Origin of the sequence: Gordonibacter sp. RACS_AR49, assembly GCF_030418435.1 — a bacterium.
GTDB classification, from domain to species: domain Bacteria; phylum Actinomycetota; class Coriobacteriia; order Coriobacteriales; family Eggerthellaceae; genus Gordonibacter; species Gordonibacter urolithinfaciens.
This window is the reverse complement of the sequence record NZ_JAIUDM010000001.1, coordinates 923,291-948,849: the sequence shown is the minus strand read 5'-3', so window position 1 is coordinate 948,849 and position 25,559 is coordinate 923,291. Positions and strand designations below refer to the sequence as shown.

20 protein-coding genes and 2 tRNA genes are annotated in these 25,559 nt (G+C 61.7%); all 22 read right to left on the bottom strand.

Translation table 11 applies throughout. From position 1 onward, the window contains the following. Positions 1-2: 2 nt before the first annotated feature. Complete coding sequence (locus LB310_RS04020) at positions 3-587, bottom strand: hypothetical protein (protein ID WP_123672913.1); 585 nt, start codon at positions 585-587, stop codon at positions 3-5. Between the two features lie 11 nt (positions 588-598). Then, positions 599-952, bottom strand: coding sequence for a hypothetical protein (locus LB310_RS04015; protein WP_123672915.1), 354 nt, complete (start codon positions 950-952; stop codon positions 599-601). After that, a complete protein-coding gene (locus LB310_RS04010) occupies positions 949-1,554 on the bottom strand; it encodes a hypothetical protein (protein WP_123672917.1) in 606 nt (201 codons plus the stop codon). The genes LB310_RS04015 and LB310_RS04010 overlap by 4 nt, the downstream gene beginning before the upstream one ends. Then, complete coding sequence (locus tag LB310_RS04005) at positions 1,551-5,465, bottom strand: type II secretion system protein (protein WP_278806837.1); 3,915 nt, start codon at positions 5,463-5,465, stop codon at positions 1,551-1,553. Before LB310_RS04005 ends, LB310_RS04010 begins: the two co-directional genes overlap by 4 nt. A gap of 138 nt (positions 5,466-5,603) precedes the next feature. Then, the gene (locus tag LB310_RS04000; protein WP_278806836.1) at positions 5,604-6,911 is read right to left on the bottom strand and encodes a coproporphyrinogen III oxidase family protein; all 1,308 of its coding nucleotides are present in this window, start codon (positions 6,909-6,911) and stop codon (positions 5,604-5,606) included. Positions 6,912-7,001: 90 nt separating this feature from the next. Next, on the bottom strand, positions 7,002-8,291 hold the full coding sequence (purD, locus tag LB310_RS03995) for a phosphoribosylamine--glycine ligase (protein ID WP_087191175.1): 1,290 nt from the start codon (positions 8,289-8,291) through the stop codon (positions 7,002-7,004). Continuing rightward, the gene (locus LB310_RS03990) at positions 8,291-9,607 is read right to left on the bottom strand and encodes an adenylosuccinate synthase (RefSeq protein WP_123672921.1); all 1,317 of its coding nucleotides are present in this window, start codon (positions 9,605-9,607) and stop codon (positions 8,291-8,293) included. Before LB310_RS03990 ends, purD begins: the two co-directional genes overlap by 1 nt. A gap of 70 nt (positions 9,608-9,677) precedes the next feature. After that, positions 9,678-11,966, bottom strand: a complete 2,289-nt coding sequence (locus tag LB310_RS03985; RefSeq protein ID WP_278806835.1) for an AAA family ATPase — start codon at positions 11,964-11,966, stop codon at positions 9,678-9,680. Continuing rightward, the gene (locus LB310_RS03980) at positions 11,963-13,246 is read right to left on the bottom strand and encodes a DNA repair exonuclease (RefSeq protein WP_123672925.1); all 1,284 of its coding nucleotides are present in this window, start codon (positions 13,244-13,246) and stop codon (positions 11,963-11,965) included. The genes LB310_RS03985 and LB310_RS03980 overlap by 4 nt, the downstream gene beginning before the upstream one ends. A 39-nt stretch (positions 13,247-13,285) precedes the next feature. Next, complete coding sequence (dnaB, locus tag LB310_RS03975; RefSeq protein WP_087191172.1) at positions 13,286-14,698, bottom strand: replicative DNA helicase; 1,413 nt, start codon at positions 14,696-14,698, stop codon at positions 13,286-13,288. Between the two features lie 203 nt (positions 14,699-14,901). Then, a complete protein-coding gene (rplI, locus tag LB310_RS03970) occupies positions 14,902-15,450 on the bottom strand; it encodes a 50S ribosomal protein L9 (RefSeq protein ID WP_123672927.1) in 549 nt (182 codons plus the stop codon). Between the two features lie 16 nt (positions 15,451-15,466). After that, positions 15,467-15,727, bottom strand: coding sequence for a 30S ribosomal protein S18 (gene rpsR / locus LB310_RS03965; protein WP_015539262.1), 261 nt, complete (start codon positions 15,725-15,727; stop codon positions 15,467-15,469). 23 nt (positions 15,728-15,750) lie between these two features. Beyond that, on the bottom strand, positions 15,751-16,221 hold the full coding sequence (locus LB310_RS03960; protein WP_087191170.1) for a single-stranded DNA-binding protein: 471 nt from the start codon (positions 16,219-16,221) through the stop codon (positions 15,751-15,753). 57 nt (positions 16,222-16,278) lie between these two features. Then, positions 16,279-16,572: a 30S ribosomal protein S6 gene (rpsF, locus tag LB310_RS03955; RefSeq protein ID WP_015539264.1), complete on the bottom strand. Its 294-nt coding sequence runs from the start codon at positions 16,570-16,572 to the stop codon at positions 16,279-16,281. 555 nt (positions 16,573-17,127) lie between these two features. Beyond that, complete coding sequence (locus tag LB310_RS03950; RefSeq protein WP_123672929.1) at positions 17,128-17,652, bottom strand: hypothetical protein; 525 nt, start codon at positions 17,650-17,652, stop codon at positions 17,128-17,130. 245 nt (positions 17,653-17,897) lie between these two features. Continuing rightward, entirely contained in the window at positions 17,898-18,500 is a 603-nt protein-coding gene (gene kdpC / locus LB310_RS03945; protein WP_278806832.1) for a potassium-transporting ATPase subunit KdpC, read from the bottom strand. A 106-nt stretch (positions 18,501-18,606) separates the two neighbouring features. After that, a complete protein-coding gene (kdpB, locus tag LB310_RS03940) occupies positions 18,607-20,685 on the bottom strand; it encodes a potassium-transporting ATPase subunit KdpB (RefSeq protein ID WP_301154576.1) in 2,079 nt (692 codons plus the stop codon). A 51-nt stretch (positions 20,686-20,736) separates the two neighbouring features. Continuing rightward, entirely contained in the window at positions 20,737-22,512 is a 1,776-nt protein-coding gene (gene kdpA, locus LB310_RS03935) for a potassium-transporting ATPase subunit KdpA (protein WP_278806893.1), read from the bottom strand. Positions 22,513-22,779: 267 nt separating this feature from the next. Next, positions 22,780-22,872, bottom strand: a tRNA-Ser gene (locus tag LB310_RS03930). 58 nt (positions 22,873-22,930) lie between these two features. Further along, positions 22,931-23,021 (bottom strand) — tRNA-Ser (locus LB310_RS03925). A 65-nt stretch (positions 23,022-23,086) separates the two neighbouring features. Next, complete coding sequence (locus LB310_RS03920; protein WP_154270088.1) at positions 23,087-23,923, bottom strand: ABC transporter ATP-binding protein; 837 nt, start codon at positions 23,921-23,923, stop codon at positions 23,087-23,089. Between the two features lie 220 nt (positions 23,924-24,143). Further along, entirely contained in the window at positions 24,144-25,463 is a 1,320-nt protein-coding gene (locus LB310_RS03915; protein WP_278806892.1) for a peptidylprolyl isomerase, read from the bottom strand. Between the last annotated feature and the right edge of the window lie 96 nt (positions 25,464-25,559).

The window sequence follows — 25,559 nt, the reverse complement described above, 5'->3', positions numbered from 1 at the left end:
TGCTACGATCCTATTCTTTTCACGGTCATGGTGGTTTCCGCGTACACGGTGGTTTCGGTTGCGTTTTCTGGAACTATCTGAATGCGAAAAGTCCAGGTCCCCGCAGAGATGTTGTCTTTCGCTTTCCGATAGTATACCAATTCGGAAATCACCGCTTTGAGGCCGTGCTGCGTGGGAGCCAAATTCGAGTAGCCGCTGTTGGCAGCAAGCTCGATGCCGCGCCCAAATTCACTATTGATAAGAGCACACGGTTCATGAAGCGTCGCACTGACAAAGTAGATCTCGTTTCCCCCACTTTGTCGTTCGATATCGTTGTTTCCCTCCACCGACAAAGCATAGGAGAATTCGTCGCTCACCCGTGCCACAGCTTGGAAGAGCATCTGGTCAGCCTGGGTTTGACGCGTGATGTTTGCATAAACGCTCATGGCCGCACCGATGCCGGCGGCAACGATGATGCCCAGCAGCCCGATGAAGATAACGCTGACTAACTGTTCGGCCAGCATAAACCCGCGTGTGTCGCGCAATCTGGCACGCAAGCGAAGGGGGAATCGCCGGTATGAAGACTGATATGTTGCACCGTTGCTCATCTTTAAAGCTTCTATTTTGGCTTCTCTGATTTGGCATATCGAGCGAATTCGATACCGTTCGGCCCGTTCACTTGGTAGAGGCCAATGTAGATAGCGCCGGTTGAGAGGGCGCCTGTATCATTCTGCGCCGGTATGCTGACCGACACGGTAGAACCGCTCGGCGTAGCAGTGGCTAGATTGCTTTCTGCCTGATAGACAGCCGAAAGGGCCCTTTCGTTTCTGGATGCGATGTTGGTCGCCGACATCACCATAGTGGCCAAAAGCGCAGAACCTAGAGCCGCGATAAGGATCGCCGTTAAAGCTTCCACCAACGTATCGCCCGAACGCTCAGTAAGCTTTCGCCATAAGGCTTTTCGCGCTCTCATCGCTTGGCCCCCTCGGCTTTTGTGATAACCGGAGATTCGTATTCGACCGCTTTGAGCTCTCCCTTGATATCGAACGTCGGAATGCTTTGGATATAAACGTGCATATTATAGGGAGAAGATGCCGACATGTCCTCTTCCAAAGAAAGGTCTATTTCAAAATCCAAGTTTCCCGTAACGACTATGCGCCCAAAGACCGTGCCTACCTCGGATTGCTGCACCTTGAGGCTTTCGACTTCAAAGTAAGCGTGGTTCCGATAGGTTTCAGCGATCTTTTCGCCATATGCCTGCCAGAAAACGTAAAAGAAAGGCGCATCGTTCGTTTCGCCTGAAACCGGTGCAAGGCGGAGGAGGTTATCGCTGTCATCATAAACCGCAGTGAGCGGATACTTCAGCTGCGAGCCGATAAAACCTGCAGCCGACCCTACCGTAAACTCTGCCTGTTGCATTTCCCTATGCGTCTGCACAGCCTTCGCCTGCACCGAAGCCGCCGTGAGCACCACCGACCCGATGACGGCGCAGATGAGGAAGAACACCAGCGCAATGACGATGGAGGCGCCGGTTTCGTCTTCTAAGTGCGAATGTACACTCGTGCCGCGGCTCATTTCGGCGTCACCTTTTCCCCGATCGCCGTTTGGATTAGCAGCCCGCTAGGGTTGGTTTTCGAGTACAAATACGCATCAGAAAAACTATTGGAGCTAGCCACGCTGCCGCCATCCTTGAACCCGACGACTCCTCCAACAGCATAGCTTTTCTGGCTCTTCGCAACAAAGCGAACGCTCGTCGCTTTGCATCCGCTCATCTGCTTCTCGGTCTCGCCACTTGAAGAAAAAGAGCCTACCATCCCTCCGGCCAATAAAAAGCTTGAAGATTGGGTGGGTGTGAGACCCTCCATAATCACCTTGTTTACCTCGCAATTGGACAACGACGAATTGGAACACTGACCGACGAGTCCTCCCATGGAATAATTCTTATTACCCCAAGTATCCTCTCGACTTTCAAGCGACAAGGAGAGCCCTGCCACGCTGCAATCGGAGAGAGTTGTATCGCTTGCCAACCCTACAAGCGATCCCATGGCCGAGGACGAGCTTGTCCCCACGTTCGTTACCGAAATGCTCAGATATCTGTCCCCGATCGAATCGTTAACAATCGAGCATTTGCTAATAATACAGTTTCGGGCCTCACCTACCAAGCACCCAAACATTGCATTGACATTTTGCCCATCCCAAACGTCAGTATGCTTAGCAGCAGACGCACCGTGAAGAATGATGTTTTTCAATATGGCTTTTTCTGCATAAGGAAATAATCCCTGCCGATGATTCTGCTCGCTCATCAAGCGATACCAATAGTTTTCTATGCTGCACCCAGCTTCGCCTCCCCCATCGTAAACGCCGGAGAAGGTACTGATAAACTTTCTTTCATATGCATCGGCAGGCGCATCCGCCATATCTATGCTGTGGGTTTGTTTGAAATGACCGCTCGTGTAAACTGCCTGTATCCCACCGTTTGCTTTAATTGCTCCTGGAAATTGCGTTGCGTGGCGCACCTTCCACGGATCGTTTTCGCTTCCAAGAGCGTTAGCGTCGTCGTTCGTTACAGCTATGGCACAAGCGAAGTTTGCATTGAACCAGAAATCGTACTTGTCTTCCTCATCCGCTCCTGTAGCGAACATCTCCACTCGCTGGGTGCTCGATTTGCCGCTACTTGTAATGAGATAGGCATCGTACGCAACTTCGCCAATTGCAACTTCTTGAGCAGTTTTCGACACCGTAATCGCATTGCCGTTGACTTCTAGCTGTTGGTTATCTCCAAGAGTGCCTTGCTCCACGACAGCATAGTATCCCCAAGACGTGAACGTGTTGTCGGTTGGCAGCGGATCCGTCCAAGCGCCTTTTTCACCAAGATACCCGTAGCATGCGGTTACCTTCCCCTCTTTATTAATTTCGAGGTAGGCAAGTCCGAACTTGGGAACAATGCGATACTTGGCAACAAGTTTTGCCCCAGTGTAGCTAAGCGTTTTATCATAGCTCGACAAAAGCGAACCACTCGATAAGATTTCGATTTTACCGGTGCTCGTATCTTCGGTCTGCCATCCTAAAAACTCCCAGTCAACCTTATCGATTGTTTTGTCGTATCCTTGAGCCACCTTCGTTCCTTGATCACCATAGGGCACATATTGGGAGGGTATGTTCAGCTTGGTCTCTATTTCCAGATCGCCATTCTTCGTTTTTTCGTAATAGGAAACCGCGCGGTAGAAACGATAGTCTTCCGTTGTCTTAAGCTCATAATCGGTCGCGTTGGTGGTACTCGTAAAAGTATACGATCCCGGTATGCTTTTATACGGTTGGGCGGTTGCCTGCTTCGTCAGTCCGCCGTGTTCGTTTTTCAGATACATGAACAACGAGGCATTTGTTATCTGCGTGCTTCTCAAATTGAAAGGATCGGCGTTATTCTGTATGTTCTTGAACCCCAAACCCGGAGATATCGAATAATATACGCGAACAGCACCGCGGTCATTGGAAAACACGTTCCCGTTATTGAATCCTGTATCGTTGTCACGTGCAATGGACCATGCAACGTCCGCCGACGAGGCGCCGAATTCCCTCTCGAAATTCTGGCTAACAGACGTGTTTACGGTCTTGTTCACTCCGCGCGCGCTGATCTTGTTGTATTCCTGCCCTTCGCCGACTGTCAAATCCGAAATCAGCGTACCGTTTTCCGCCTTCTTGTCGAAGTATTCGCTCACCTCTGAAGTTCTTGGAGCCGTCCGAAGATAGAGGGACACGCTTCCCTCAGGATCCCTCAAGCTAAGCTTATCCGGCACGTCCCCCCAGTTATTCGCCGATATCTGCATCTTGACAATACGACTGACGTCAATAGCAGGATCGGTTATGCTGTCGAAGGTTGTTCCATCTTCATAACCCCACGAAATGGCATCGTCAAGCGACGAGCAGTTCGAATTGTTAACATTCGCCCACTCCCAATCGCCATTGCGCACGTATCCGACACGCACATACTCTTTGTCGGCATTTTGAGCCCATAGCTCCCAAGGCTGATAGTAGTGGGTTTTGCGACTTCCCGTCATACTAGTGAACGATCCAACCGATCCTTCAAGGACAAAAGTCTGATCGGCTGCTGCTGCGTCATACGCCACATTCATGCCGAGGTACGACTGCCAGCCATTTTGTTTATTAATGCCCTTGAGCGTGACATTGGATTTCGAGTTGGGTAATGAGAAATCCTCTTGGGTGGGAACGCCTTCGATGGTGAGGGACGATCCACCTTCGATCGTCGTCGCTTTCATCTCAGGTTGATTGTAATTCGACTCAGAGAGGTAAGAGGGATTGTTCTCGCCTTCTCCGGTTTCGCCCGCAAGCACCGTCGACCAAGGGGTGCTAATGTACAGCGACAACTTACCGACTTGTTGGGGCCATTCGATATTTGCCGTTGCGGTGGCAGCTACGCATGGGAGATTCGCCGCTTCCACCTTTGCTTCGGCGCGCACAGAATCATGCACTTTAAAATTATCTAGTATCGTGATCAGCTTTTTACCATCTGGAAGAGGGTCGGCCTTCACTGCTCGGACAAGCGCATTCAGGTCAAGCGCGTATGCTTTTCCTTGACTCCCGTCGCGATCCAACCGCTGTAGAACAGGCTGTCCGGAGGCTTCAGAAGTATAGGAACCGGTGACCGTTTTGCCATTTGCATTAGCCGTGACCGTTATTAGCGAGTTTTTTCCAGCATCGTCGTCCATGCCCGCTATCGTAAATGACACTTCGCTGCCATCGTCCAAAGTTTTCGAGAGCGATAGCTCGGTTACCGTCTTCCATGACGTATGATCGACAATATTTTGATCGAGTACGAACAACAGCCCTTGGGCTTTGCCTTCGCTTCCCACCCAGATCACCGGGTTCTGCAAGGCTACGGCGTCAGTGGCGCCGGCGGGGGTGCCCTGGTAGTAACCGATCATGGGGTCGTTTTTCATGCGGGCGGCTTGGTCGGTGGAGCCATGGCTGGCGTAGTAGGTTTGGGCGGCATTCGTGCGGGCGGGGGAACTGCCGAAGAAGCCGGATTTTCCGTCGGTGTAGTAGACAGCCTCCACGCTGGCAGTCGAAGCCTTGAACACAATGACGTAGTCGCCGTTGCGGACGGCATCGTCGATGGAGAGGCTCGGAACGATGCCGTTGCCTCGCGCACCCTGAAGGCTGTCAAGATCGTCTGCCACCATATAGTAGGTGTCGGAATCGGCTGATCCCGTTGCGGCAGGGTACTTCACCTTGCCGTCGGGGCCGTCGATCAGCGCCAACCACGTTCCGGCAGCCTTCTTGGCGGTCATCTGGGTTTGGGCGGCGTTGGCGATGGACTCGGCGGCGTTGTTCAACTCCGCCATGCGCATGTTGTTCTGCGCGTTGACAATAGAGGGAATGGCAATGGCGGCGAGCACCAGAATAATGGCGATGGAGAGCAGGAGCTCTGCGAGCGTGAAGCCCTCGCTATGCTTCTTGCTACCGGTCATCTTTCAGCTCCCTCGTTCTCGCCGCTTGGCATGCCGGGCATAGACGTACTGAAAATACATCTTAACATTTTGCACACGGGGGGTTAACTAAACCGTAGTTTGAAGACTGAATTACACGCCGGTGCCTGGACCGCCTCGCTACCCGAAAATCAGCTCCCTCTCCTCGCCCACCAAGGCGGCTCGCGCTTGGTCGCGGAGGTTGTTCACGCCGATGAAGAACTGGCGCATCATGACCACCATGAGGTAGCGGCCCTTCGGGGTGAGGGTGAGCTCGTCGGACGTGTCGCGGTCGAAGGCTCCGGATGCTTTCATGAAGGCCATCTCCACGGGCAGGCCGGCCTCCACGGTGCAGCCGAAGTCCTTTCGGAACTGGCGCTTGTCCAGGCGCAGGCCGAACAGCTGCATCATGAAGCGGTAGCGCATGCGGTCATGCTTGCTGAAGGTGGTCTTGCCCATGAGCGACATACGGCCCTGCGCGATGGCGGCGTTGTAGTCGTTCACGGAGAACGTGTTCACGAACAGGTTGTCGCCCAGGTACGTGATGCCGCCGCTTCCGATGGCGGGGTACTCCTCGTAGTCCACCACGTACTCGTCGATCATGGCGTCCTCGCCGGCCACGCCGGTTCCGCGCTTGTTGAACGTCCAGGCGCTGCCGTGCTCGAACAGCGGGTCGGGGCCGCCGGCCAAGAGTTCGCTGATGATCTCGTAGTACGTGCGCTCGCGGGCGTAGTCCACGCGCCCCACGGTGCGGGCGAGCTGGCGTGCGACGCTGGGGCTGGCCATAAGCGGGTAGAACGTCGTCTGGCTCGTGCCGCTTTCCACCACGCGCTCGATGTCGTTGATGAGGATGTCCTCGGTCTGCGCGGGAAAGTTGAAGATCATATCCACGTTGAGCGAGGTGAAGTACGGGCTGGCCTCGCCGATTCGCGCGAGAATCTCGGCGCCGCTGCCGTACTTGTCGTAGCGGTCCATCTGCTTGAGCAGGCCGTCGTCGAAGCTCTGCACGCCCACGCTCAAGCGCTGCACGCGGCCCTGCAGCTTGTCCAGGTACGCCGGTATCAGGTGGTTCGGGTTCGTCTCGCTGGAAACCTCCTTGATAGAGAACGTCTCCTTCGCCAGATCGATGGTGTCGCACAGCTCGTCGATCATGATGGTGGGCGTGCCGCCGCCCACGTACAGGCTCTCGAAATCGTAGCCCAGCTCTTTCAGCATCATCATCTCTTTGCGCATGCTGGCGAAGTACGGCCGCGCGCGATCCTCCGCGAACGGAAAGCGGTTGAACGAGCAGTACGGGCACAGCCGCTCGCAGAACGGCACGTGCATGTACAGCATGTACTTCTGCCCCGGCTTCGGCGCGGGAACCCGCACGTCATCGGTGGGCCGGAGCTTCAGGTAGCTTTTCGTGCACTGGCGGACCACCGCCGTGAGCATGCGTTCAGATAGCAATGCGAAGACCTCTTCTCGTTTACTGCGAAAACGCGCGGGCATGCCCCGAAACGCGCCCCTGCGGGACGCCTCGGGGCATGCCCGGAGTGGTTAGTTCCAAGCCTCGCGACCGGCGGCGGCCTTCTTGCCGATGTCGGTACGGTACTGCTTGCCCTCGAAGTTGATGAGACTGCAGGCCTCGTAGGCCTTCTCCCGGGCGTCGTCGAACGAGTCGCCCAGCGCCACCACGTTGAGCACGCGGCCCCCGGCCGTGACCAGCTCGCCGTCGGCGTTGCGGGCCGTGCCGGCATGGAACACCGTCACGCCCTCTATCTCCTCGGCCTCCTCGATGCCGAGGATGACCTTGCCCTTCTCGTAGGCACCGGGATAGCCTTCGCTGGCCAGCACCACGCACACGGCCCACTGTTCGCTCCAGCGCAGCTCGATGTCATCGGGCCGGCCCTCGGCCACGGCCAGCACGATGTCCACGAGGTCGGCCTCCAGGCGCGGCAGCACAACCTGCGTCTCGGGGTCGCCGAAGCGCGCGTTGAACTCCAGCACCTTCGGGCCCTCGGGCGTGAGCATGAAGCCGCCGTACAGCACGCCGCGGTAGTCGCAGGCGAAGTCGGTGGCCGTGGCGGCGGCGGACTTCTCCATGATCTCGTGCATGGCGGCCAGCTCGTCGGCCGTCACGATGGGCACGGGCGAGTACACGCCCATGCCGCCCGTGTTCGGGCCGCGGTCGCCGTCGAAGGCGCGCTTGTGGTCCTGGGCCGTGGCCATGCAATGGGCCTTGCCGCCCGACACAAACGCGAGCAGCGAGCATTCGGGGCCGGTGAGGCACTCCTCGATGACCACGGTAGAGCCGGCCTGGCCGAACGCGCCGTCGAAGCAGGAGCGCACGGCCTCTTCCGCCGTCTCCTTGTCCTCGGCCACGATGACGCCCTTGCCCGCCGCCAGGCCGTCGGCCTTCACCACAACCGGGGCTTCCAGCGCGGACAGGTAGCCCAGCGCTTCCTCGAGATCGTCGAAGCTGCCGTAACGCGCGGTGGGTATACCGTGGGCGTCCATGAAGCGCTTGCTGAACGTCTTACTGCCCTCGAGCTGGGCGCCCTGGGCGTCGGGGCCGAACACGGCGATGCCGGCCTCGCGCAGCTCGTCGGCCACGCCCGCAACGAGCGGCGCCTCGGGGCCGATGACCACGAGCTCCACGTCGTGCTCCTCCACGAACGCGAGCACCGCGCGGCCGTCCTCGACGGCCAGGTCGCCCACGTTGCGGGCGATATCGGCCGTGCCGCCGTTGCCGGGGGCCACGTAGAGCTTGTCCGTGCGCGGGGACTTCGCTAGCGACCACGCGATGGCATGCTCGCGGCCGCCGCCGCCCAACACCAAGATGTTCATTAGCGATCCCACCCTCTCATGATCGTCTGGTCGCGATCGGGGCCCACGGCAATGATGCTGACGGGCACGCCGGTGATCTTCTCCAGGTACTCCACGTAGCGCTGCGCGTTCTCGGGCAGCTCCTCGAAGGTACGGCATTCGGTGATGTCGACGCCCTTCCAACCGGGCAGCTCCTCGTACACGGGCTTCGCGTGGAACAGCACGCTTTGCTGCATGGGGAAGTAGTCGTACACCTTGCCCTCGCACTCGTAGGCCGTGCACACTTTGATGGTGTCGAAGGCCGACAGCACGTCCAGCTTCGTGAGCGCAACGTCGGTGAGGCCGTTGACCTCGGCCGCGTAGCGCGCGATGACCGCATCGAACCAGCCGCAGCGGCGCTTGCGCCCCGTGGTCACCCCGAACTCGTGGCCCACCGCGCACAGCATCTCGCCGACCTCGGCCTCCTCGCCCTCTCCGCCGTCCTCGGGGAAGCGCTGCTCCGTGGGGAACGGGCCCTCGCCCACGCGCGTGATGTAGGCCTTCTGGATGCCCAGCACGCGCTCGATGGCCGTGGGCCCCACGCCCGAGCCCGTAGCGGCGCCGCCGGCGCAGCACGACGAGCTGGTGACGTAGGGGTACGTGCCGTGGTCGATGTCCAAGAGCGTGCCCTGCGCGCCCTCGAAGAGTATCGACTTGCCTTCGCGCAGGCCCTCGTTCAGCAGCTGGGCCGTCTCGGCCATGTAGGGTTTGAGGATGCGCGCGTAGGGCAGGTACTCCTCACAGATCTCGTCGACCGTGTAGGTGTGCAGGCCGTATATCTTCTGCAGCACGGGGTTCTTCTGCGCCAGCGCCGTCTCCAGCTTCAGGCGGAATATCTTCTCGTCCAGCAGGTCCTGGATGCGGATGCCCTTGCGGGCGGCCTTGTCCTGGTAGCACGGGCCGATGCCGCGCTTGGTGGTGCCGATCTTGTTCTCGCCCAGGCGCTTCTCGTCCGCGCCGTCGAAGTCCTTGTGGTAGGGCATGATGACGTGCGCATCGCAGCTGATCTTGAGGTTTTTGCAGGAGATTCCCTCGGCCTCAAGCATGGCCATCTCCTTGATAAGCACGCCGGGATCCACCACCACGCCGTTGCCGATGACCGGCACCGCATGGTCGTACATGACGCCGGAGGGCATGAGGTGCAGCGCGAGCTTCTTGTCGCCGTGGATGACCGTGTGGCCGGCGTTGTTGCCGCCTTGGTAGCGCACGACGAAATCGTATTCGCGTGCGATCAGGTCGGTTATCTTGCCTTTGCCTTCGTCTCCCCACTGGGCGCCGACGAGTACCGTGCTGGGCATATGGTTCGCATCCTTTCGCGCCCGCGCCTGCGCGCCGGGCCGTCAACCTATCCGCAGATTCATGATTATATTACAGTTCCACAACGTTCAGCGCCGGATCGACCGACCGCATGGACTCTACTATTTCTTCATGGCAGGTGAACAGGATCACCTGGCGCGTGCGGGACAGTTCCGCAAGCGCACGGGCGGCACCGATGCGGCGGCGAGCATCGAAGTTCACCAAGATGTCATCGGCCAAGATGGGCACGGAGCGGCCCACGTTGTCGGCCGTCATGAGCAGCGCGATGCGCAGTGCCAGGTAGAGCTGCTGGCACGTGCCCAGCGACAGGTGAACGGGCTCGCGCTCCGTCTTCACCGCATCCATCACCTGCAGCCGGCCCTCGGGCGTCATGACCACCTTGACCCAGCGCCCGTCGGTCATGAGCGAGAGAAGGCGGCTGGCCTGGCGGTACACCTCGGGCTGGCTCTTGGATTCCCATGCGGCGATGGCGGCCTCCAGCATGCGCTTCGCCAAGAGCAGGCGCGCGTAGTCCTGGGCGCTCTCGTCTTGGCGCGTGCGCACCTGCTGGTAGCGCAGTTTCAGCTCGTCGAATCGGTGCGCGTGCTTGGCCTGGGAGAGCTCCTGTTTCAGCTCGCCGTAGCGACGGTTCAGGCTCTCGCTGGTCTCCAATAGGCCGACGCGCTGCCTGGTGCGCTGTTCGATGGCGGCATCCACGTCCTCTACAGAGGCGCCGTCGCGCAAGCCTGCGCGCTCGACGGCCCGGGCGCGTTGGCGCTCGACATCGGCGAGGTTGTCCTCCACGGAGGACAGGCGCGAGGCCAGCGCCTGCTGGCGCTGTTGGAACAGGCCCGTCTCGGCGCGGGCGTCCTTCGCCTCGGCCAGAAGCGAGCGGGCGCTGCGAAGAGAACCCTGCGCAGCCGAGAGGCCGACAGCATCCAGCTGGGACCAGATGCGTGCTGCCAGCTGCTCTTGCGCCGACAGGCATGCCTCGAGCTTCTTCTTGTCCTGCAGCATGACCCACTGGGCATCCTGCTTGCGGGCCTCCAGCGCCTCGGCGGCCTTGTCGGGTCGGAACAGCATGACCAGCGCAGCGGCGGCCAGCATGAGGGCAAACACCACCAGGCCTATGCCGAGCGCGGTGAACGACAGGCTGGTGATCTCGCGGCCGTGCATGAACAGCGGCACGCCGGCCGCCACGAACACAAGGGGCAGCGCGATGGACAGTCCCACCTGCACGCTGCGCTGGCGCCGGCGCCCCTCATGCACCTGATGCACGTCCTCGGTTTCGAGCAGCGCCTCGTAGGCGGCGGTGGACGTTGCGCAGTTCTCCTTGGCCAGGTCCACGCTGTGCGCGCATTTCGCCTGCTCCTCGGCCAGCGCGTCGATGCGGTCGCGCAGGGCGCGCTCGTCGGCGGCGCCCAGGGCCACGAGCGCCGGGTCCGAGGTCTGCTCGCGCACACGGTGCTCGGCGGCCAAGGCGGCCTCGTCCTCGCGCAGGCTGTCGCGCTGACGGCGCAGCTGGTCGCGCTGGGCGTCCAGCTTCTCCAGGCTGGCGCGCTGCGCGGCAAGCTCCTCGATGGATGCGTTGAGCGCGTCCAGGCGCGCCAACAGCTGCGCACGCTGCGGCGCCAGCTCGTGGAACTCCTTGTCCTGGGCCTTGTAGCGCTCCGTTTCGTCCGCGGCGGCGGCCATCTGGGCGCGCAGGTCGTCCTGCTCGGCGGTCAGGCGCGCGATGGAATGCTCGATGCCGGCGGCCTTCGAGGTGTATTCGGCCAGGCGGTCCTGCACCTCGGCGAGCGCGTGGGCGGGGCTCGCGCCCGTGCCGGATCCCGCCGTGAGCAGCTTCGCGGTCATATCGGTGGTGTTGCGCAGGCTGCGCAGCTCGTCGGCCGTGAGCGAGAACATGGTCTGGAACGTCTCGCGGTCGATGTCGTCCACCAGCTCGACCGGACCTTGCAGGCCGTCGGCGTTGCGCACGCGCGAGAGCACGAGCTCGTTTTCGGACTCGGAGACAGACCCGGATGCGAGCACCCCGGGTTCGGATGCCGAGGCGGCCGCGGAGGCGTCAGCATTCTCGCCCTGAAGAGAGTCCCCCTCTTCCGGGCGCGGGGCGAAGAACAGCGAGCCGGCGCGGTCGGCGTTGCGCGGCTTATAGGTATTGCGGACGCCGCGGGCCTCCTCCCACCCGAACAGCACGCCGCCTGCGAACGAGGCCAGCGTGGACTTGCCGGCCTCGTTCTCGCCGAACACCACGTTGAGGTGCGGGGTGAACGGGCCCACCACCTTGTTGGCGAAGGCGCCGAAGCTCGTGATCTTCATGCGCTTGAGGTACGGCGCGCCACCGTGCTCGGCCGTCATTCGTCACCCCGGCTCAGCAGGTCGAGCACCAGGTCCTCGGCGTCGGCCGCCAAATCGTCGATGCGGCGCGTGTAGGCGCTGGGCAGCTGGATGTTCTTGAGCAGGAACTCTTCCTGGATATAGGCTATCTCGTCCTCGCGGTCGGCGCGCAGGGCGTCGGCCACCTGCAGGAACACGGCTGGGAACAGGCCTTCCCGGCGCAGCGCCTCCTTGTCGTACGGACGTAGCGTGGCATCGACGAGCGCGTCGCAGAAAAACGACGGGTAGCCGTCGTTGATGTGCTTGCGCAGGTCTTCCAGCACTCCGGGGCGCGCGAACACCGCGTGCAGCGGCGTGGTGCCCGTGAGCGTGATGCGCACGCACATCTCCTCGCAATGGGCCTTGCCGTTCACGCGGAACAGCTCCCGCATGATCTTGTCGGTGACCTCGGCCACGTTCGCGCAATCGGCCACGTCCACATCCATGCGCTGCCATACCACGCTGGCCGTGGGAACGAACTCGAGCGCGGGGCTCGCGCCTTCCTCCAACGTCACGGCAAAGCAGCCGCGCTCACCCGTCTCCTTGATATCACGGCCCTGGATGCAGCCCGAGAACACGAGGCGCGGGTCGTCGAACGAGGGATGGGCGTATTTCATATGTATATGGCCGAGCGCCCAGTAGTCCATGCCCGACCGCAGGAGGGCGGCGGGGCTCGTGGGCGCCTTCACCGGATCGAGGTCCAATCCCGTGTGCAGCACGCCCACGGCGAAGGGCGCGTGCGCGACGTCGGGCACGGCATCGGCCAGCGCCTGCTCGGCCGCTGCACGCGTCAAGCCGGCAGCGATATCCTCGTCGGACGGCCACGTTTGGTTGTAGTAGCCGCGCCCGCCGATAAGGGCCAGCGTCTCGCCGTCGCGCCGATAGGCCGCGAAACCGGGCTTGTCGGCCGGCAGCATGAGGGTGTTCGGCGGGAACGCGAAGAAGTCGCGGCTCCATGAAGTAAAGGGGTCATGGTTGCCGGTACACAGGTACACGGGGATGCCGGCCTTGTCCAGACGGCGCAGACCCTCGAAGAAGTGCAGGTAATCGCCGTAAGACGCGCGTGCGCTGTCGAAGATATCGCCTGCGATGACCACGAAGTCGACCTTGCGGGCCAGCGCGGCGTCCACCACGCGATCGTATGCTTCGGGGATAGCCGTGAGCAGGCGGTTCGCCCACGTTTCCGAGAGCGCTCTCAGGCCGCGGAACGGCGCGCCGAGATGCAGGTCGGCCGCATGGATGAATGTGATTCGCTTTCGCATGGGCACCAGTGTAGCGCGTACGCGGCTCGCGCGGGCCGGCTAGAAGCCGCCTGCGCGCGAATCGTCGATGAAATCCATGAAGCGCGTGTACTCCGGGTTGAACGCCAGGTCGATATCGCGGGTGGGACCGTTTCGGTGCTTCGCCACGATGAGCTGCGCCGTGCCCAGATCAGGGCGGTCCTCGCTTTCCGCCTCCGTCTCGTCCATGCTTCGGTCGATGAACATGACGATGTCGGCGTCCTGCTCGATGGAGCCGGACTCGCGCAGGTCGGAGAGCATCGGGCGCTTCTTTCCGCGCATCTCCACGGCACGGGACAGCTGCGACAGCGCAATCACGGGCATGTCCATCTCCTTCGCGAGCACCTTCAGGCCTCGCGATATCTCGCCCACCTCCACGGCGCGGTTGCCGTCGCGGCGCGTGGAGGGCGGCTGCATGAGCTGCAGGTAGTCCACGATGATGAGGCCCTTGCCTTCGGTGCGGCGCAACTCGCGGCGCGCCTTGGCGCGCGCTTCGAGGATGGACAGGCCCGGCGAGTCGTCGATGTACAGCTCCAGCTTCGAAAGCGTGTTCGACGCATCGGCGATGGCCCCCCAGTCGCCCTCCGATATGAAGCCCGCGCGGATCTTCGACAAGCTGACGCGCGCCTCGGCGCAGAGGATACGCTGGACCAGCTGGCCCGCGCTCATCTCCAGCGAGAAGAAGGCAACGGCCGCGCCCGACTTGGCGGCGTTCACGGCCAGGTTCAGGGCGAACGACGTCTTGCCCACGCCGGGGCGGGCGGCCAAGATGACCAGGTCGCCGCCGCGGAAGCCGTGGAACAGGTCGTCGGCGTCCTTGAAGCCGGTGGGCACGCCAGCCATATGGTTCTGCTGCTCGGCCAGCTTGGTGATTTCCTCGAACGCCTCGGTGAGCAGGGAATCCATCTTGGAGAACGTGGACGACACGCGCTTCTCGGTCACACCGAACAGCGTCTTCTCAGCGTCCTCCACCACCTCGTCCAGGTTGTCGGGCGCGTCGTAGGCCAGCGCGTTGATGGAGGCGGCGGCGTAGATGAGCTCGCGGAGGATGGCCGTGCGCTTCACGATCTCGGCGTGGTTCTGCCAGTTCGTGAGCGCGAACGTGTTGTCGGCCAAATCGACCAGATAAGGCTTGCCACCCACGGCCTCCAGCTGGCCCGTTGCGTTCAGGTTGTCGGCGAGCGATATCTGGTCGATGGGAATGCGGCGCGTGTTCAACTCGCAGATGGACTCGAAGATAATGCGGTGCGCCGGGCGGTAGAACGACTCGGGCTTGAGCTTCAGAATGAGCTCCTCCACCGCCTCGGCGTTCAGCATGCAGGCCGCCAAGACGGACTTCTCGGCCTCGATGTTCTGCGGCATCGGCTTGTTCTTCGGTGCCGATCCGTCGTTGAAGTCGTTGCTCCTTGTGCTGGCCTGGTACGCTTCCGGCATAGTGGCTCTTCTCGCTCCTTCAGGTGTCCGCTACCTTGTTCCCCGCTATAGTACCGCATACATTACCGCAGATCATATGTATTTTTCTTCTCGAAAAACCATGAGATGCGTTATCCACATGCAACGGAAAACCCCCTTCGCCCGTCAGCGGGGCAAAGGGGGTTTTCCCCCGTTTCCACAAGTTGGGTCCTGTGGAAAAGTATTTATTCCTCGGTAGCCGTCTCGGCAGCCTCGGCGGGAGCCTCGGCCTCCTCGACAACCTCCACGGTCTCCTCGACCTCGACGACCTCGGCCTCGGCCGGCTCATCGACGTTGCCCACCAGCAGCTTCACGGACACCTTGATGTCGCGGTAGATGCCGTAGACCACTTCGTGCTCGCCAGCCGTCTTGATGGCATGGCCGAGCTCGAGGCGGCGCTTGTCCACATCGAGGTCGGTGGCGGCCTTGATGGCGTCGGCGACCATGACGGCGGTGACGGAGCCGAACAGCTGGCCCTCCTCGCCGACCTTCGCCTCGACCTTGACGGTGGCACCCTCGAGGGCGGCCTTCATCTTCTCGGCGTCGGCAATGCGGTTCTCCTCGCGCTTCGCAATGTTGTGCTTGCGCTGCTCGAGCTGCTTGAGGTTCCCCTTCGTCGCCAGGATGGCGAGCTTCTGGGGAAGCAGGTAGTTGTTGGCAAAGCCGGGGGCCACGTCGACGACGTCGCCTTCACCGCCCTTGCCCTTCAATTCTTGAAGCAGGATGACTTTCATGGAACCCTCCTTGCGCCTAGCGGCTGCGACGATCGCCGCGACCGCTGACGGCGGGCACCGCGTACGGCATCAAAGCCATCTCGCGGGCACGCTTGACGGCGTTCGCGATGTCGCGCTGGTGCTGGGTGCAGGCACCCGTCACCCGGCGCGGCTTGATCTTTCCGCGATCGGTAACGTATTTGCGCAGCATTTGCGTGTCTTTGTAGTCGACGTAGTTCGCCTCGTCCTTGCAGAACTGGCAGAACTTGCGACGCGGCTGCTTCGCGTAATCGGACATTTCACAAACCTCTTTCGTTTCGCTTAAAACGGGATGTCTTCATCGTAGACCGAAGAAGAGGCATCGACCACCGGCGCAGCCATGGGGGCTGCGGCCGGAGCCGGGGAATAGCCGCCCGCGTTGCCGCCATACGACTGGTTTCCGCCGTATGAGGACGAATCGCTGTTGCGGCTCGACATGAACTCGAGCTCGTCGACGATCACCTCGATCTTGCTGCGCTTCTGGCCGTCGCGCTCCCACTGGCTCCAGCGGAGCTTGCCCTCGATGGACACCTTCGTGCCCTTGTTGAGGTAGCGCGAGAGGCTCTCGGCACGGGCGCCGAACATGGTGCAGTCGATGAAGTTGGGATAGTCCTCCCACTCGCCCGTCTGCTGGTTCTTGCGGCGGTCGTTCACGGCAACGCCGAAGCCGAGTACCGGCAAACCGCTCGCCGTGGAGCGCAGCTCGGGATCGCGCGTCAGGTTTCCGCTGATGATAACTCGGTTGATGCTCATGATACCTACCTCTTCTTCTCATGCTGGGGCGCCGCGGGCGCCCAATGCCACGTGCTCTTAATCGCGATCGGTACGCTTGACGATCATATGGCGCACAACGGCGTCATTGATGCGAAGAACGCGATCGAGTTCAGCAACGTTAGCGGGATCGGCATGGAAATCGATGAGAGTGTAGTCACCGTCGGTCAGACCGTCGATCTCGTAAGCGAGTTTGCGCTTGCCCCAGTTGTCGACGTTGTCAACCGTACCCTCGCCCTCGGCGATCGTGGTCTCAATACGCTTCATAACAGCGGCACGGGATTCTTCGTCGATAGACGGAGCGACAAAAAACAGCAATTCATAAGCCTTCATCAGCTCACCTCCTTTGGTCTTTAGCGGCTCCGGGGCTGGTGAAGGCAGTTAACCCGGAGCAGGATTAGCTTGCCTATTCTAGCAAAGGGCCTCATGGGCTACAAGGAAAACTTTCTTCCTTACCAGCGCGCACATGCTTTCACCATCATTGCGCGGCGTGCCTCCCGCTTGTCCGCTGAACTTCTCTGCGAGCAGTATAGCAACGCGACCTTGCCGGGCGACCGTAATTCAACCGTCGTGGAGCCGCGTGGAACTGACGCGGATCCGACGCGGATGACGTGCGGACCTTGCGCATCAGCCGCGCGTTCCTTGCGCGGGTAAGGCGCGCATCTGACACGACCGCTTCCGTAATTCGAAAACCCTGGCCATGAGCGTGAGCGGAAGGGTCTTGCGTACACGGGTAACCGCTTCTTTCTTGAAAGGATCCTCAATATTGGAACATGGCCGAATTGAAAACAGAGAGCCGGCTGTGTTCCATGTGGGACACAGCCGGCTCGATTATCCGCCTCTTCGCGGCGCTTCTTTAGCTGCCGCAGATGATCAGCGCCTGCGTAGTTACTCGGTCTCTCCCTCGAGGTCCTCTTCGTCGTCGAGGTACTTCTCGTCGATCTCGTCCTCGTCGTACTGGTCGGCCTCCTTGAGGCCGCTCATGAAGTTCGGCGCCTCGCCGATGTAGGCCGGCTCCTCCTCGAACGCAGGCTCCCCGTCTTCGCTCATCGTGTAAAGGAATCCAACGGCCACGCCCTCGTCCTCGCCGGGAATGCCGCCCTCGGCGATGAGCGCATCCTTCGTCTCGTCATCGACTTCCACGTAGCCGTCATAGCACAGAGCGTACGCCTCGGCGCCGCGGGCGTTCTCCACCGTGTGGCGCGCGAAGGCGAAGCATTCGTCCGCCGACTCGCCCGGATGGTTCTCCAAGAACAGGTTCTCCTTCACCACGAGCGCGGTGAACGGCACCACGTCGGCACCTTGCTTCATCTTCTCCTTCGCCTCTTCCAGCGAGAAGAGCAGTACCTTTTCCAGGATCTCGGGGATCTCGGGTACTTCTACGTCCGAGCTCTCCACTACGCGATCGGCCATAGCCTCGTCCTTTCAACTGGCCGCCGCTGCCTGTCCGCTCTTTTAGGCGGCCCGCATGCGGCCCTCGTTTTTCCGTTGCGGACCAGTGTAGGGCTTCCCAGCGAGCCCTCGCTCGCGGACGGCTAGTTATTCGGCGTATCTTCAGATATTGATACGCGGCCGTTATTCAGGGCGTTTTCCCGCCCCTTGATGTTTCACGTGAAACATCAAGGGCATTCGGCGGTTTCGAACGGTTGGGAAGGCGGCTACTGCAGGATACCGTCGAGCATGAGGTTCACCTTGAGGACGTTCACACGGGCATCGCCGAGAACACCGAACTGGGGCTGCTCGGTGCACTGCTCGATGATGGCGCGGATCTCGGAAGGTGTCTTGCCGGTGTTCTTCGCCAACCGCTCCACCTGGTACTCGGCGGCAGCCGGGGAGATATGGGGGTCGAAGCCGCTGCCGGAGTTCGTGACGAGGTCGCTGGGGATGGGCTCGTCGCCCTTCTCGGGGTGGGCTGCATGGATCTCGTCGATACGGGCCTGCACCGTAGCGGCAAAATCGTCGCTCGCGGGACTCAGGTTCGACGGGCCGTACCACATGACGGGATTGCCCTCGTCGTCGGCAAACGCAGAGACGTTTGCGTTCGTGAGCCGGCCCCACATATGATCCTGATCGTGGAACTCCTGGCCGACAAGCTCGCTGCCGTACTTTGTCCCATCGACTTCGATGATAGAGCCGTTTGCCTGATAAGGGAAGAAGATTTGCGCGACACCTGTGCAAACAGCCGTGTAGACAACACCGCACAGCACTGTTGTGACGAGGAAGAGGAGCGCTGCGCTTCCCCATATTTTCACTTGCTTCATGAGGTGATCCTTTCCAATTCGGTCCGCAGGTCAGTTATTGCTTTTGACCTGCGGAGTATTGAATGCAGAGCTTTTGCCAAACCAAACTGCAGGACGAGAGCTATCCTCACGCCACACCCAAAGCCGTCAACATCATGTCGAGCAGCTTGATGACAACGAACGGCAGGACGATGCCGCCCAGACCGTATACCAACAGGTTGCGGGACAGCAGGCTCTGCGACGACGCCTCGCGGTACTTCACACCGCGCAGCGCCAACGGAATGAGCGCCACGATGATGAGAGCGTTGTAGATGATGGCCGCCATGATAGCCGTGTAGGGGTTCGTGAGGTGCATGATGTTCAGCGCCTCGAGCTGAGGATACAGCGGCACGAACAACGCGGGCACGATGGCGAAGTACTTCGCCAGGTCGTTCGCTATGGAGAACGTGGTCAGGCTGCCGCGTGTCATGAGCAGCTGCTTGCCGATGCGCACGACGTCGATGAGCTTCGTGGGCGAAGAGTCCAGGTCCACCATGTTGCCGGCTTCCTTGGCAGCCTGGGTGCCGCTGTTCATAGCCACGGCCACGTCGGCCTGCGCAAGCGCGGGTGCGTCGTTCGTGCCGTCGCCCGTCATGGCCACCATGTGGCCCTCGGCCTGGTACTGGCGGATGGCGGCCAGCTTCGTCTCGGGCGTGGCCTCGGCGATGAAGTCGTCCACGCCGGCCTCGGCTGCGATGGCGGCGGCCGTCATGGGGTTGTCGCCCGTTATCATGACGGTCTTGATGCCCATGGTGCGCAGATCAGCGAAGTTCTCCTTGATGCCCTGCTTCACGATGTCCTTCAGATGGATAACGCCCAGAATACGATGATCGCGAGCAACGAGCAGCGGAGTGCCGCCTGCACGCGAGACATCCGCAACGACTGCGGCGCACTCGCCGCTGTACGCGCCGCCGCGCGACTCCACATAATCCTTGACGGCATCGGCCGCCCCCTTCCGAATCTCGTGGCCCTCGAAGTCCACGCCGCTCATGCGCGTCTGCGCGGTGAACGGGATGCTGACCATGCCCGAGCCTTCCAGCTCGCGGGCGCGGATGCCGAAGCGCTCCTTCGCCAGCACCACGATGCTGCGGCCCTCGGGCGTCTCGTCGGTGAGGCTGGCCAGCTGCGCCGCGTCGGCCACGTCGTGCTCGGTGGCGCCGTCCACCGGTATGAACTCGGCGGCCTGCCGGTTGCCCAGCGTGATGGTGCCCGTCTTGTCCAGCAAAAGCACGTCCACATCCCCCGCGGCCTCCACGGCGCGGCCGCTCATGGCCAATACGTTCGCCCGGTTCAGGCGGCTCATTCCGGCAATGCCGATAGCCGACAGAAGCGCACCGATGGTGGTGGGCGCCAGGCACACGAACAGCGCCACGAGCGAGGTGATGGTGGTGGGATTCGCGATACCCTCCTGGTTCGCGCTGAAGCCGCTGAACGCGAACAGCGACACCGACACGATCAGGAACACGATGGTCAGCGCCACGAGCAGTATCTCGAGCGCGATCTCGTTCGGGGTCTTCTTGCGGGTAGCCGACTCCACCATGGCGATCATCTGGTCGAGGAAGCTGTGGCCCGCATCGGCCGTCACGCGCACGACCAGCCAGTCGGAAAGCACGGTGGTGCCACCCGTCACGGCGGAGCGGTCGCCGCCGGACTCGCGGATAACCGGAGCCGACTCGCCGGTGATGGCGCTCTCGTCCACCGATGCGGCGCCGATGACGATCTCGCCATCAGCCGGGATCTGCTCGCCAGCCGCCACGTAGAAGAGATCCTTCTTCTTCAGAACCGCCGAGCTCACCTCGTCGGCCTGCAGGCGGAAGAACTCCGCCGGGTCGTCCACGTGATGGCCCTTCGCCACCAGGCCCTCGTTGAGCTTGTGCGCGGGCACGTCGCGCTTGGCGGCGCGCAGCGAGTCGGCCTGGGCCTTGCCGCGGCCCTCGGCGAGCGCCTCCGCGAAGTTCGCGAACAGCACCGTGAGCCACAGCACCGCCGAGATGGCGATGATGAAGCCGGGCTGGGAGTCCGTGATGCCGAACAGCGACAGCACGAACAGGACGAGCGTCAGGATGGCCGATAGGTACACCATGAGCATAACGGGATTCTTCGCCTGCTCGCGAGGGGCAAGCTTCACGAAGGAGTCGCGCACGGCGCGCTTCGCCAAATGGGTCATTTCATTGTTCCTCATAGTTGCCGTTGACATTTCTTTTTTCGCCCGCCTTCCCTAGAGCACCATATGAAGCTGCTCGGCTATCGGGCCCAGCGCCAGCGCCGGGAACATCGACAGAGCGCCAACCAGCAGCACGACAAGGATCAGCAGGAACACGAACATGGCATTGCTCGTGGAGAGCGTGCCTGCACTCACCGCCACCTTCGGCCGCGCGCACAAGCTGCCAGCCAGCACGAGCGTGGCCGCAAGCGGGATGAAGCGGTTCGCCAGCATTTCGAAACCCAACACGACGTTGATCATCGGGGTGTTAGCGTTGAAGCCCGCGAAAGCCGATCCGTTGTTGCCGCCCGCCGATGTGGCGGCATAAAGAACTTCAGAGAATCCATGGGCACCCGCGTTGTTCAGACTATCCACCGTCGCCGGATCGAGGCACATGACCGCAGCGCCTATAAGAAGAACCATAGGCGTGGTGATGCACAGGATCGTTGCCATGCGCATTTCCTTGGGTCCGATCTTCTTACCCAAGTACTCGGGCGTGCGACCCACCATCAACCCCGCGATGAACACGGTAAGGATGACGAAGCCTATCATGCCGTACAAGCCGCAGCCGATACCGCCGCCGATGATCTCGCCCAATCCCATGAGAATGATGGGTACCATGCCGCCGATGGGCGTGTAGCTGTCATGCATGGAGTTGACCGCGCCGTTCGATGCGGCTGTGGTGAATGCGGCCCAGAGAGAGGAGTCGGTCACGCCGAAACGTGCCTCCTTGCCCTCCATGTTACCGCCGGACTGGTCGTACGTGCCCATGTACACCGAGCCGTCGGCCGCAAGCTGCGGCGTACCGGCCTGTTCGAAGAAGGCTATCACTGCCAAGCTCGCCACCAGCACCACGAACATGGCCGCGAAGATAGCCCGACCCTGTCGCCGATCGGCCACGAAGCGACCGAAGCTGAACACGAGCGCGAACGGGATGAGCAGCAGCGAGATACACTGCACCAGGTTCGTGAGCGGCGTGGGGTTTTCCAGGGCGCTCGCCGAGTTCACGCCATTATAGCCTCCGCCGTTCGTTCCGAGCTGCTTGATGGCAACCTGGCTGGCCTGCGGCCCCATGGGCACCACGCCCTCATCGATCACCTGCACGGCTGCCGGATCGTCGGCTTCTACCACATTGCCCTCTGCATCGATACCAACCGGTTCCAGCAGCTGAACTTCCTGATACTCGGATACGTTCTGCGGCGAGCCCTGCCACACGTCCACCACGGTCACGACGAGCGCGAGCGGGATGAGCACGAAAAGCACGGAGCGCGTCACGTCGACGAAGAAGTTGCCCAGGCCAGGGGCGCCTTCGCTCACCAACCCGCGGAACAGCGCGAACAGCACGGCCATGCCCACGGCCGGTGTGACGAAGTTCTGCACGGTCAGGCCGATGGCCTGGGAGAAGTAGCTGAGCGCGCTCTCGCCGCTATAGGCCTGCCAGTTCGTGTTCGTCACGAAGCTGACCGCCGTGTTGAACGCGAGGTCCCACGTGAGGCCGGGGAGCCCCTCGGGATTGCCCGGCAGCACGCCCTGCAACATGAGGATGGCGAACAACCCTGCCAGCGAGAGCGCCGAGAACGCCAGCGCGCTTATCAGGTAGCGTTTCCAGCCCATGACGTCGGCACGGTCGACGCGGATGCACCGGTACACCACGTTCTCCACCGGCACGAGCACACGCGAGAGCACGGCCACCCTCTCGCCGGCCATGACCTTGTTGATATAGCCCGACAGCGGGATGGCGAGCGCCACGAGCAGGGCAAGGTAGATGCCGTATTCCAGCAACTCGTCCATCACCGCTCGTCACCCCCTCGAAGCAGAACGTAGAACAGGTAGAACGCCACGATGACGCTCAACCCTCCAACGACGGCGGTTACGTAGTCCATCGTCTTCCTTCCTTGTTTCCAGGCCGCCGCAGCGGCACCTTTGCAAACTAGGAAAACGATAAGGTTGCGCGGATTAGCGCGCCGTTAAGGAGCGAGGGCGGGTGTTAAGAAGGCGTTAAGGCAGGGCGCGCAGATGGGATGAAAAAAGCGCCCGGAGGCGCTTCATCTGGAAAACTGGCGGAGGAGGAGGGATTCGAACCCTCGTTACCCGGGTTACGGGTAAAACGGTTTTCGAGACCGCCGCATTCAACCACTCTGCCACCCCTCCGCGTGGGGTGCGGGGCTAGGCCCCATATGGAACGCGCCTCGCAGGCGCGGGTGTAAGCTGGCGGAGAGATAGGGATTCGAACCCTAGGTACTCTTTTGGAGCACACACGATTTCCAATCGTGCACCTTCGGCCTCTCGGTCATCTCTCCGCTCGTCCGAAACGTGCATGCTCGCGCTGGGCGCGGACGTGCAGCAGCTACGTAGTATACAACAGCTAATAGGCGCTCACAAGCGAGAAATAAGCATCCTCTTCGGCATTTTTCGCGACAGAGGGAACCGCCGTGCGCTTCACGCGCAGGGGGACGCCGAACAGCGCGCTCATAGTGTCGTCTGAGAGCAGCCGCTCCTTCGGGCCGTCGGCGAACACGGCACCGTCCTTCACGAGGACGAGGCGGACGATCTCGGGGATGACGTCCTCGGGATAGTGCGTCACCAGCACGATGGACTTCCCCGCCTGGGCCAGCGCGCGCATGCTGCGGCGCACGTAGAACATGCCCTCGGGATCGAGGCCGGTGCAGGGCTCGTCGAACACGAGGGCCTCGGGATCGTGCACGAGCGCACGGGCGATGAGAGCGCGGCGCGCCTGGCCGGTAGAGAGCGTCATGGCGTCGCGGGCGGCGAGGTCGGCGACGCCGAGCAGCCCCATGGTGGCGAGCGCCCGGTCGCGGGCGCCATCGGCATCGGCGGCGGCAACGGCCTGCGGGATGCCGAGGGCGCCGAACAGGCCGCCGGCCACGATGTCCACGACCGGCAGGTGCACCGTCATCTGCTCCTGCATGGTAGACGACACCACGCCCAGGCTGCGCTTGACTTCGGCGAGCGTTGCGCGATCACGGCCCTTGAAGAGCACGGGGGGCTCGTCGCGGTGCAGCGGCAGCATCTCGCGCGTGACGAGCTTCACGAACGTCGACTTGCCCGAACCGTTCGGCCCGAGCAGGGCGATGTTCTCGCCGCACGCAAGCTCGAACGCGTCGACCGTCAGGATGGCGCGTCCGGCTCGGCGCACCACAGCGTTGCGCAGCTGGAGGAAGGGAGGCGGGTTGAGGCTCATGTTCGTTTAATCGCTCCTGTTCAGTGGAAGTGTTTCACGTGAAACACTTCCGAAGTGGCCGGGCGCGGTTGTGCGGCAACGCAATCGGAGGGGCGCTTGAAGCGGAAAGGCCGCGGATACCCCAAGAGGAAGACAAAAGCAGGAAAGAGAAACGGCGGACACCCCGCAGGATGCCCGCCGTTCGTAATCGTCTGCGCATCTGCACCGTGCGGTCGTACCGCTAAGCCGCCTCGGCAGGCTGCTGGTTCGCGCTGTCGCCGCCTTCTGCAGGCTGGTCGCCGGCCGCGTTGTCGGCAGAGCCGTCGGCGCTACCCGTCGCATCGCCCCCATCTGCAGCATCGGCCGCGCCGCCGTTGTCGGCGGAGCCGTCCGCCGTGCCCTCGGCACTGCCGTCGGCATTCTCGCCGGCAGCGTTCTGCTCGGCGCCCGTCGACCCCTCGGCCGGCGTGTACTTCGACATGTCGACGGCGTAGGGCAGGCCCTCCGGCATCGGGTTGATCTGGATGTCGGCGTTCTCCTTGTACTCGTTGAACCACTCCTGAACCGCCGTGCTCTGGTTCTGCTGCTTGAGGGATTCCTTCACGCTGTCCAAGAACTCGACGGGAATCTGGTCGAGGCTCGTGAGCTCGACGGTCTCGGTGCCATCCTCGCCGACTACCTTCGGCGCGTTGAACACGTCAGTGCACTTGATGATATGGATGCCGTACTGGCTCGTGACCAAGCCGCTGACCTGATCCTTCTCAAGGCCGCCCAGCGCATCGGTGTACTCGGTCACGAAGCTGTTCAGCTTGTCCCAGCCCACGTCGCCGCCCTTCGCCGCGCTGCCGCCGGTACCTTCCGCGTTGTCCTTGGAGTACTGCTTGGCAGCCTCGGCGAAGTCCAGCTGGCCGCTGTTGATCTGGTCGAGCACGCTTTGGGCCGTGGCCTCGTCGCCGCTGTCGAACAGGATGTGCGAGGAGCGCTTCGCTCCGTCGTAGGCGGAGGCGTACATCTGCGCATACTTCAGCAGGTCCTCCTGGCTGGGCTCCTCGTCGGAGGCGAACGACTCGGTCAGCTTCTTCTGCAAGAGCTGGCTCTCAACGTTCTCGCGGTACTTCTCCTCGGTGAAGCCGGCCTGCTCGAGGGCGGCCTTCCACTTCTCGTCGTCCTCGTAGTTCGACTTCGTCTTGCTCACGATGTCGTCGATCTCGGAGCTCTCGACGCTGATGTTCTTCTCCTTAGCGCCCTGCTTGATGAGTTCCTGCTGAGCGAATGAATCGATCATCTCCTCGCGGACGGACTCGGGCGTCATGGCGTTGTCAGCAAGCCACTGGCCCCAGGTGTCGGTATCGGTCATGCTCATTTGGGAGCGGATGCTCTCGACCATGCCCGTGACTTCGTCCTCGGGAATCTCCGTGCCGTTGACCGTGGCCGCCACGCCGCCGGTATAGGTCTTCGCGCCGGAAGCGGAGGCACCGCCCGCACAGGCCGCCAGGCTCCATACGCACGTGGCTGCCAACCCGGCAACGCACACGGCCTTCATGATGTTAGCAGTCTTCATAGAACCCTTCCCTTGAACATGCCGGCTGCCGCAGCTGCCGTGCATGATGTAAGTTACTGATCAGTATTTTCGCACACGCGGCAATTGCCCCCTTAG

Excerpts from the sequence above, each read along its gene's own strand:
- kdpA (WP_278806893.1), bottom strand. The coding sequence starts at position 22,512 with ATGGACGAGTTGCTGGAATACGGCATCTACCTTGCCCTGCTCGTGGCG.
- LB310_RS03985 (WP_278806835.1), bottom strand. The coding sequence starts at position 11,966 with ATGACGGCCGAGCACGGTGGCGCGCCGTACCTCAAGCGCATGAAGATC.
- dnaB (WP_087191172.1), bottom strand. The coding sequence starts at position 14,698 with ATGCCGGAAGCGTACCAGGCCAGCACAAGGAGCAACGACTTCAACGAC.
- kdpB (WP_301154576.1), bottom strand. The coding sequence starts at position 20,685 with ATGACCCATTTGGCGAAGCGCGCCGTGCGCGACTCCTTCGTGAAGCTT.
- LB310_RS04015 (WP_123672915.1), bottom strand. The coding sequence starts at position 952 with ATGAGAGCGCGAAAAGCCTTATGGCGAAAGCTTACTGAGCGTTCGGGC.
- purD (WP_087191175.1), bottom strand. The coding sequence starts at position 8,291 with ATGAACATCTTGGTGTTGGGCGGCGGCGGCCGCGAGCATGCCATCGCG.
- rplI (WP_123672927.1), bottom strand. The coding sequence starts at position 15,450 with ATGAAAGTCATCCTGCTTCAAGAATTGAAGGGCAAGGGCGGTGAAGGC.
- LB310_RS03920 (WP_154270088.1), bottom strand. The coding sequence starts at position 23,923 with ATGAGCCTCAACCCGCCTCCCTTCCTCCAGCTGCGCAACGCTGTGGTG.
- LB310_RS03990 (WP_123672921.1), bottom strand. The coding sequence starts at position 9,607 with ATGCCCAGCACGGTACTCGTCGGCGCCCAGTGGGGAGACGAAGGCAAA.
- LB310_RS04005 (WP_278806837.1), bottom strand. The coding sequence starts at position 5,465 with ATGACCGGTAGCAAGAAGCATAGCGAGGGCTTCACGCTCGCAGAGCTC.
- kdpC (WP_278806832.1), bottom strand. The coding sequence starts at position 18,500 with ATGAAGCAAGTGAAAATATGGGGAAGCGCAGCGCTCCTCTTCCTCGTC.
- LB310_RS04010 (WP_123672917.1), bottom strand. The coding sequence starts at position 1,554 with ATGAGCCGCGGCACGAGTGTACATTCGCACTTAGAAGACGAAACCGGC.
- LB310_RS03915 (WP_278806892.1), bottom strand. The coding sequence starts at position 25,463 with ATGAAGACTGCTAACATCATGAAGGCCGTGTGCGTTGCCGGGTTGGCA.
- rpsR (WP_015539262.1), bottom strand. The coding sequence starts at position 15,727 with ATGTCCGATTACGCGAAGCAGCCGCGTCGCAAGTTCTGCCAGTTCTGC.
- LB310_RS03980 (WP_123672925.1), bottom strand. The coding sequence starts at position 13,246 with ATGCGAAAGCGAATCACATTCATCCATGCGGCCGACCTGCATCTCGGC.
- rpsF (WP_015539264.1), bottom strand. The coding sequence starts at position 16,572 with ATGAAGGCTTATGAATTGCTGTTTTTTGTCGCTCCGTCTATCGACGAA.
- LB310_RS04020 (WP_123672913.1), bottom strand. The coding sequence starts at position 587 with ATGAGCAACGGTGCAACATATCAGTCTTCATACCGGCGATTCCCCCTT.
- LB310_RS03950 (WP_123672929.1), bottom strand. The coding sequence starts at position 17,652 with ATGGCCGATCGCGTAGTGGAGAGCTCGGACGTAGAAGTACCCGAGATC.
- LB310_RS03960 (WP_087191170.1), bottom strand. The coding sequence starts at position 16,221 with ATGAGCATCAACCGAGTTATCATCAGCGGAAACCTGACGCGCGATCCC.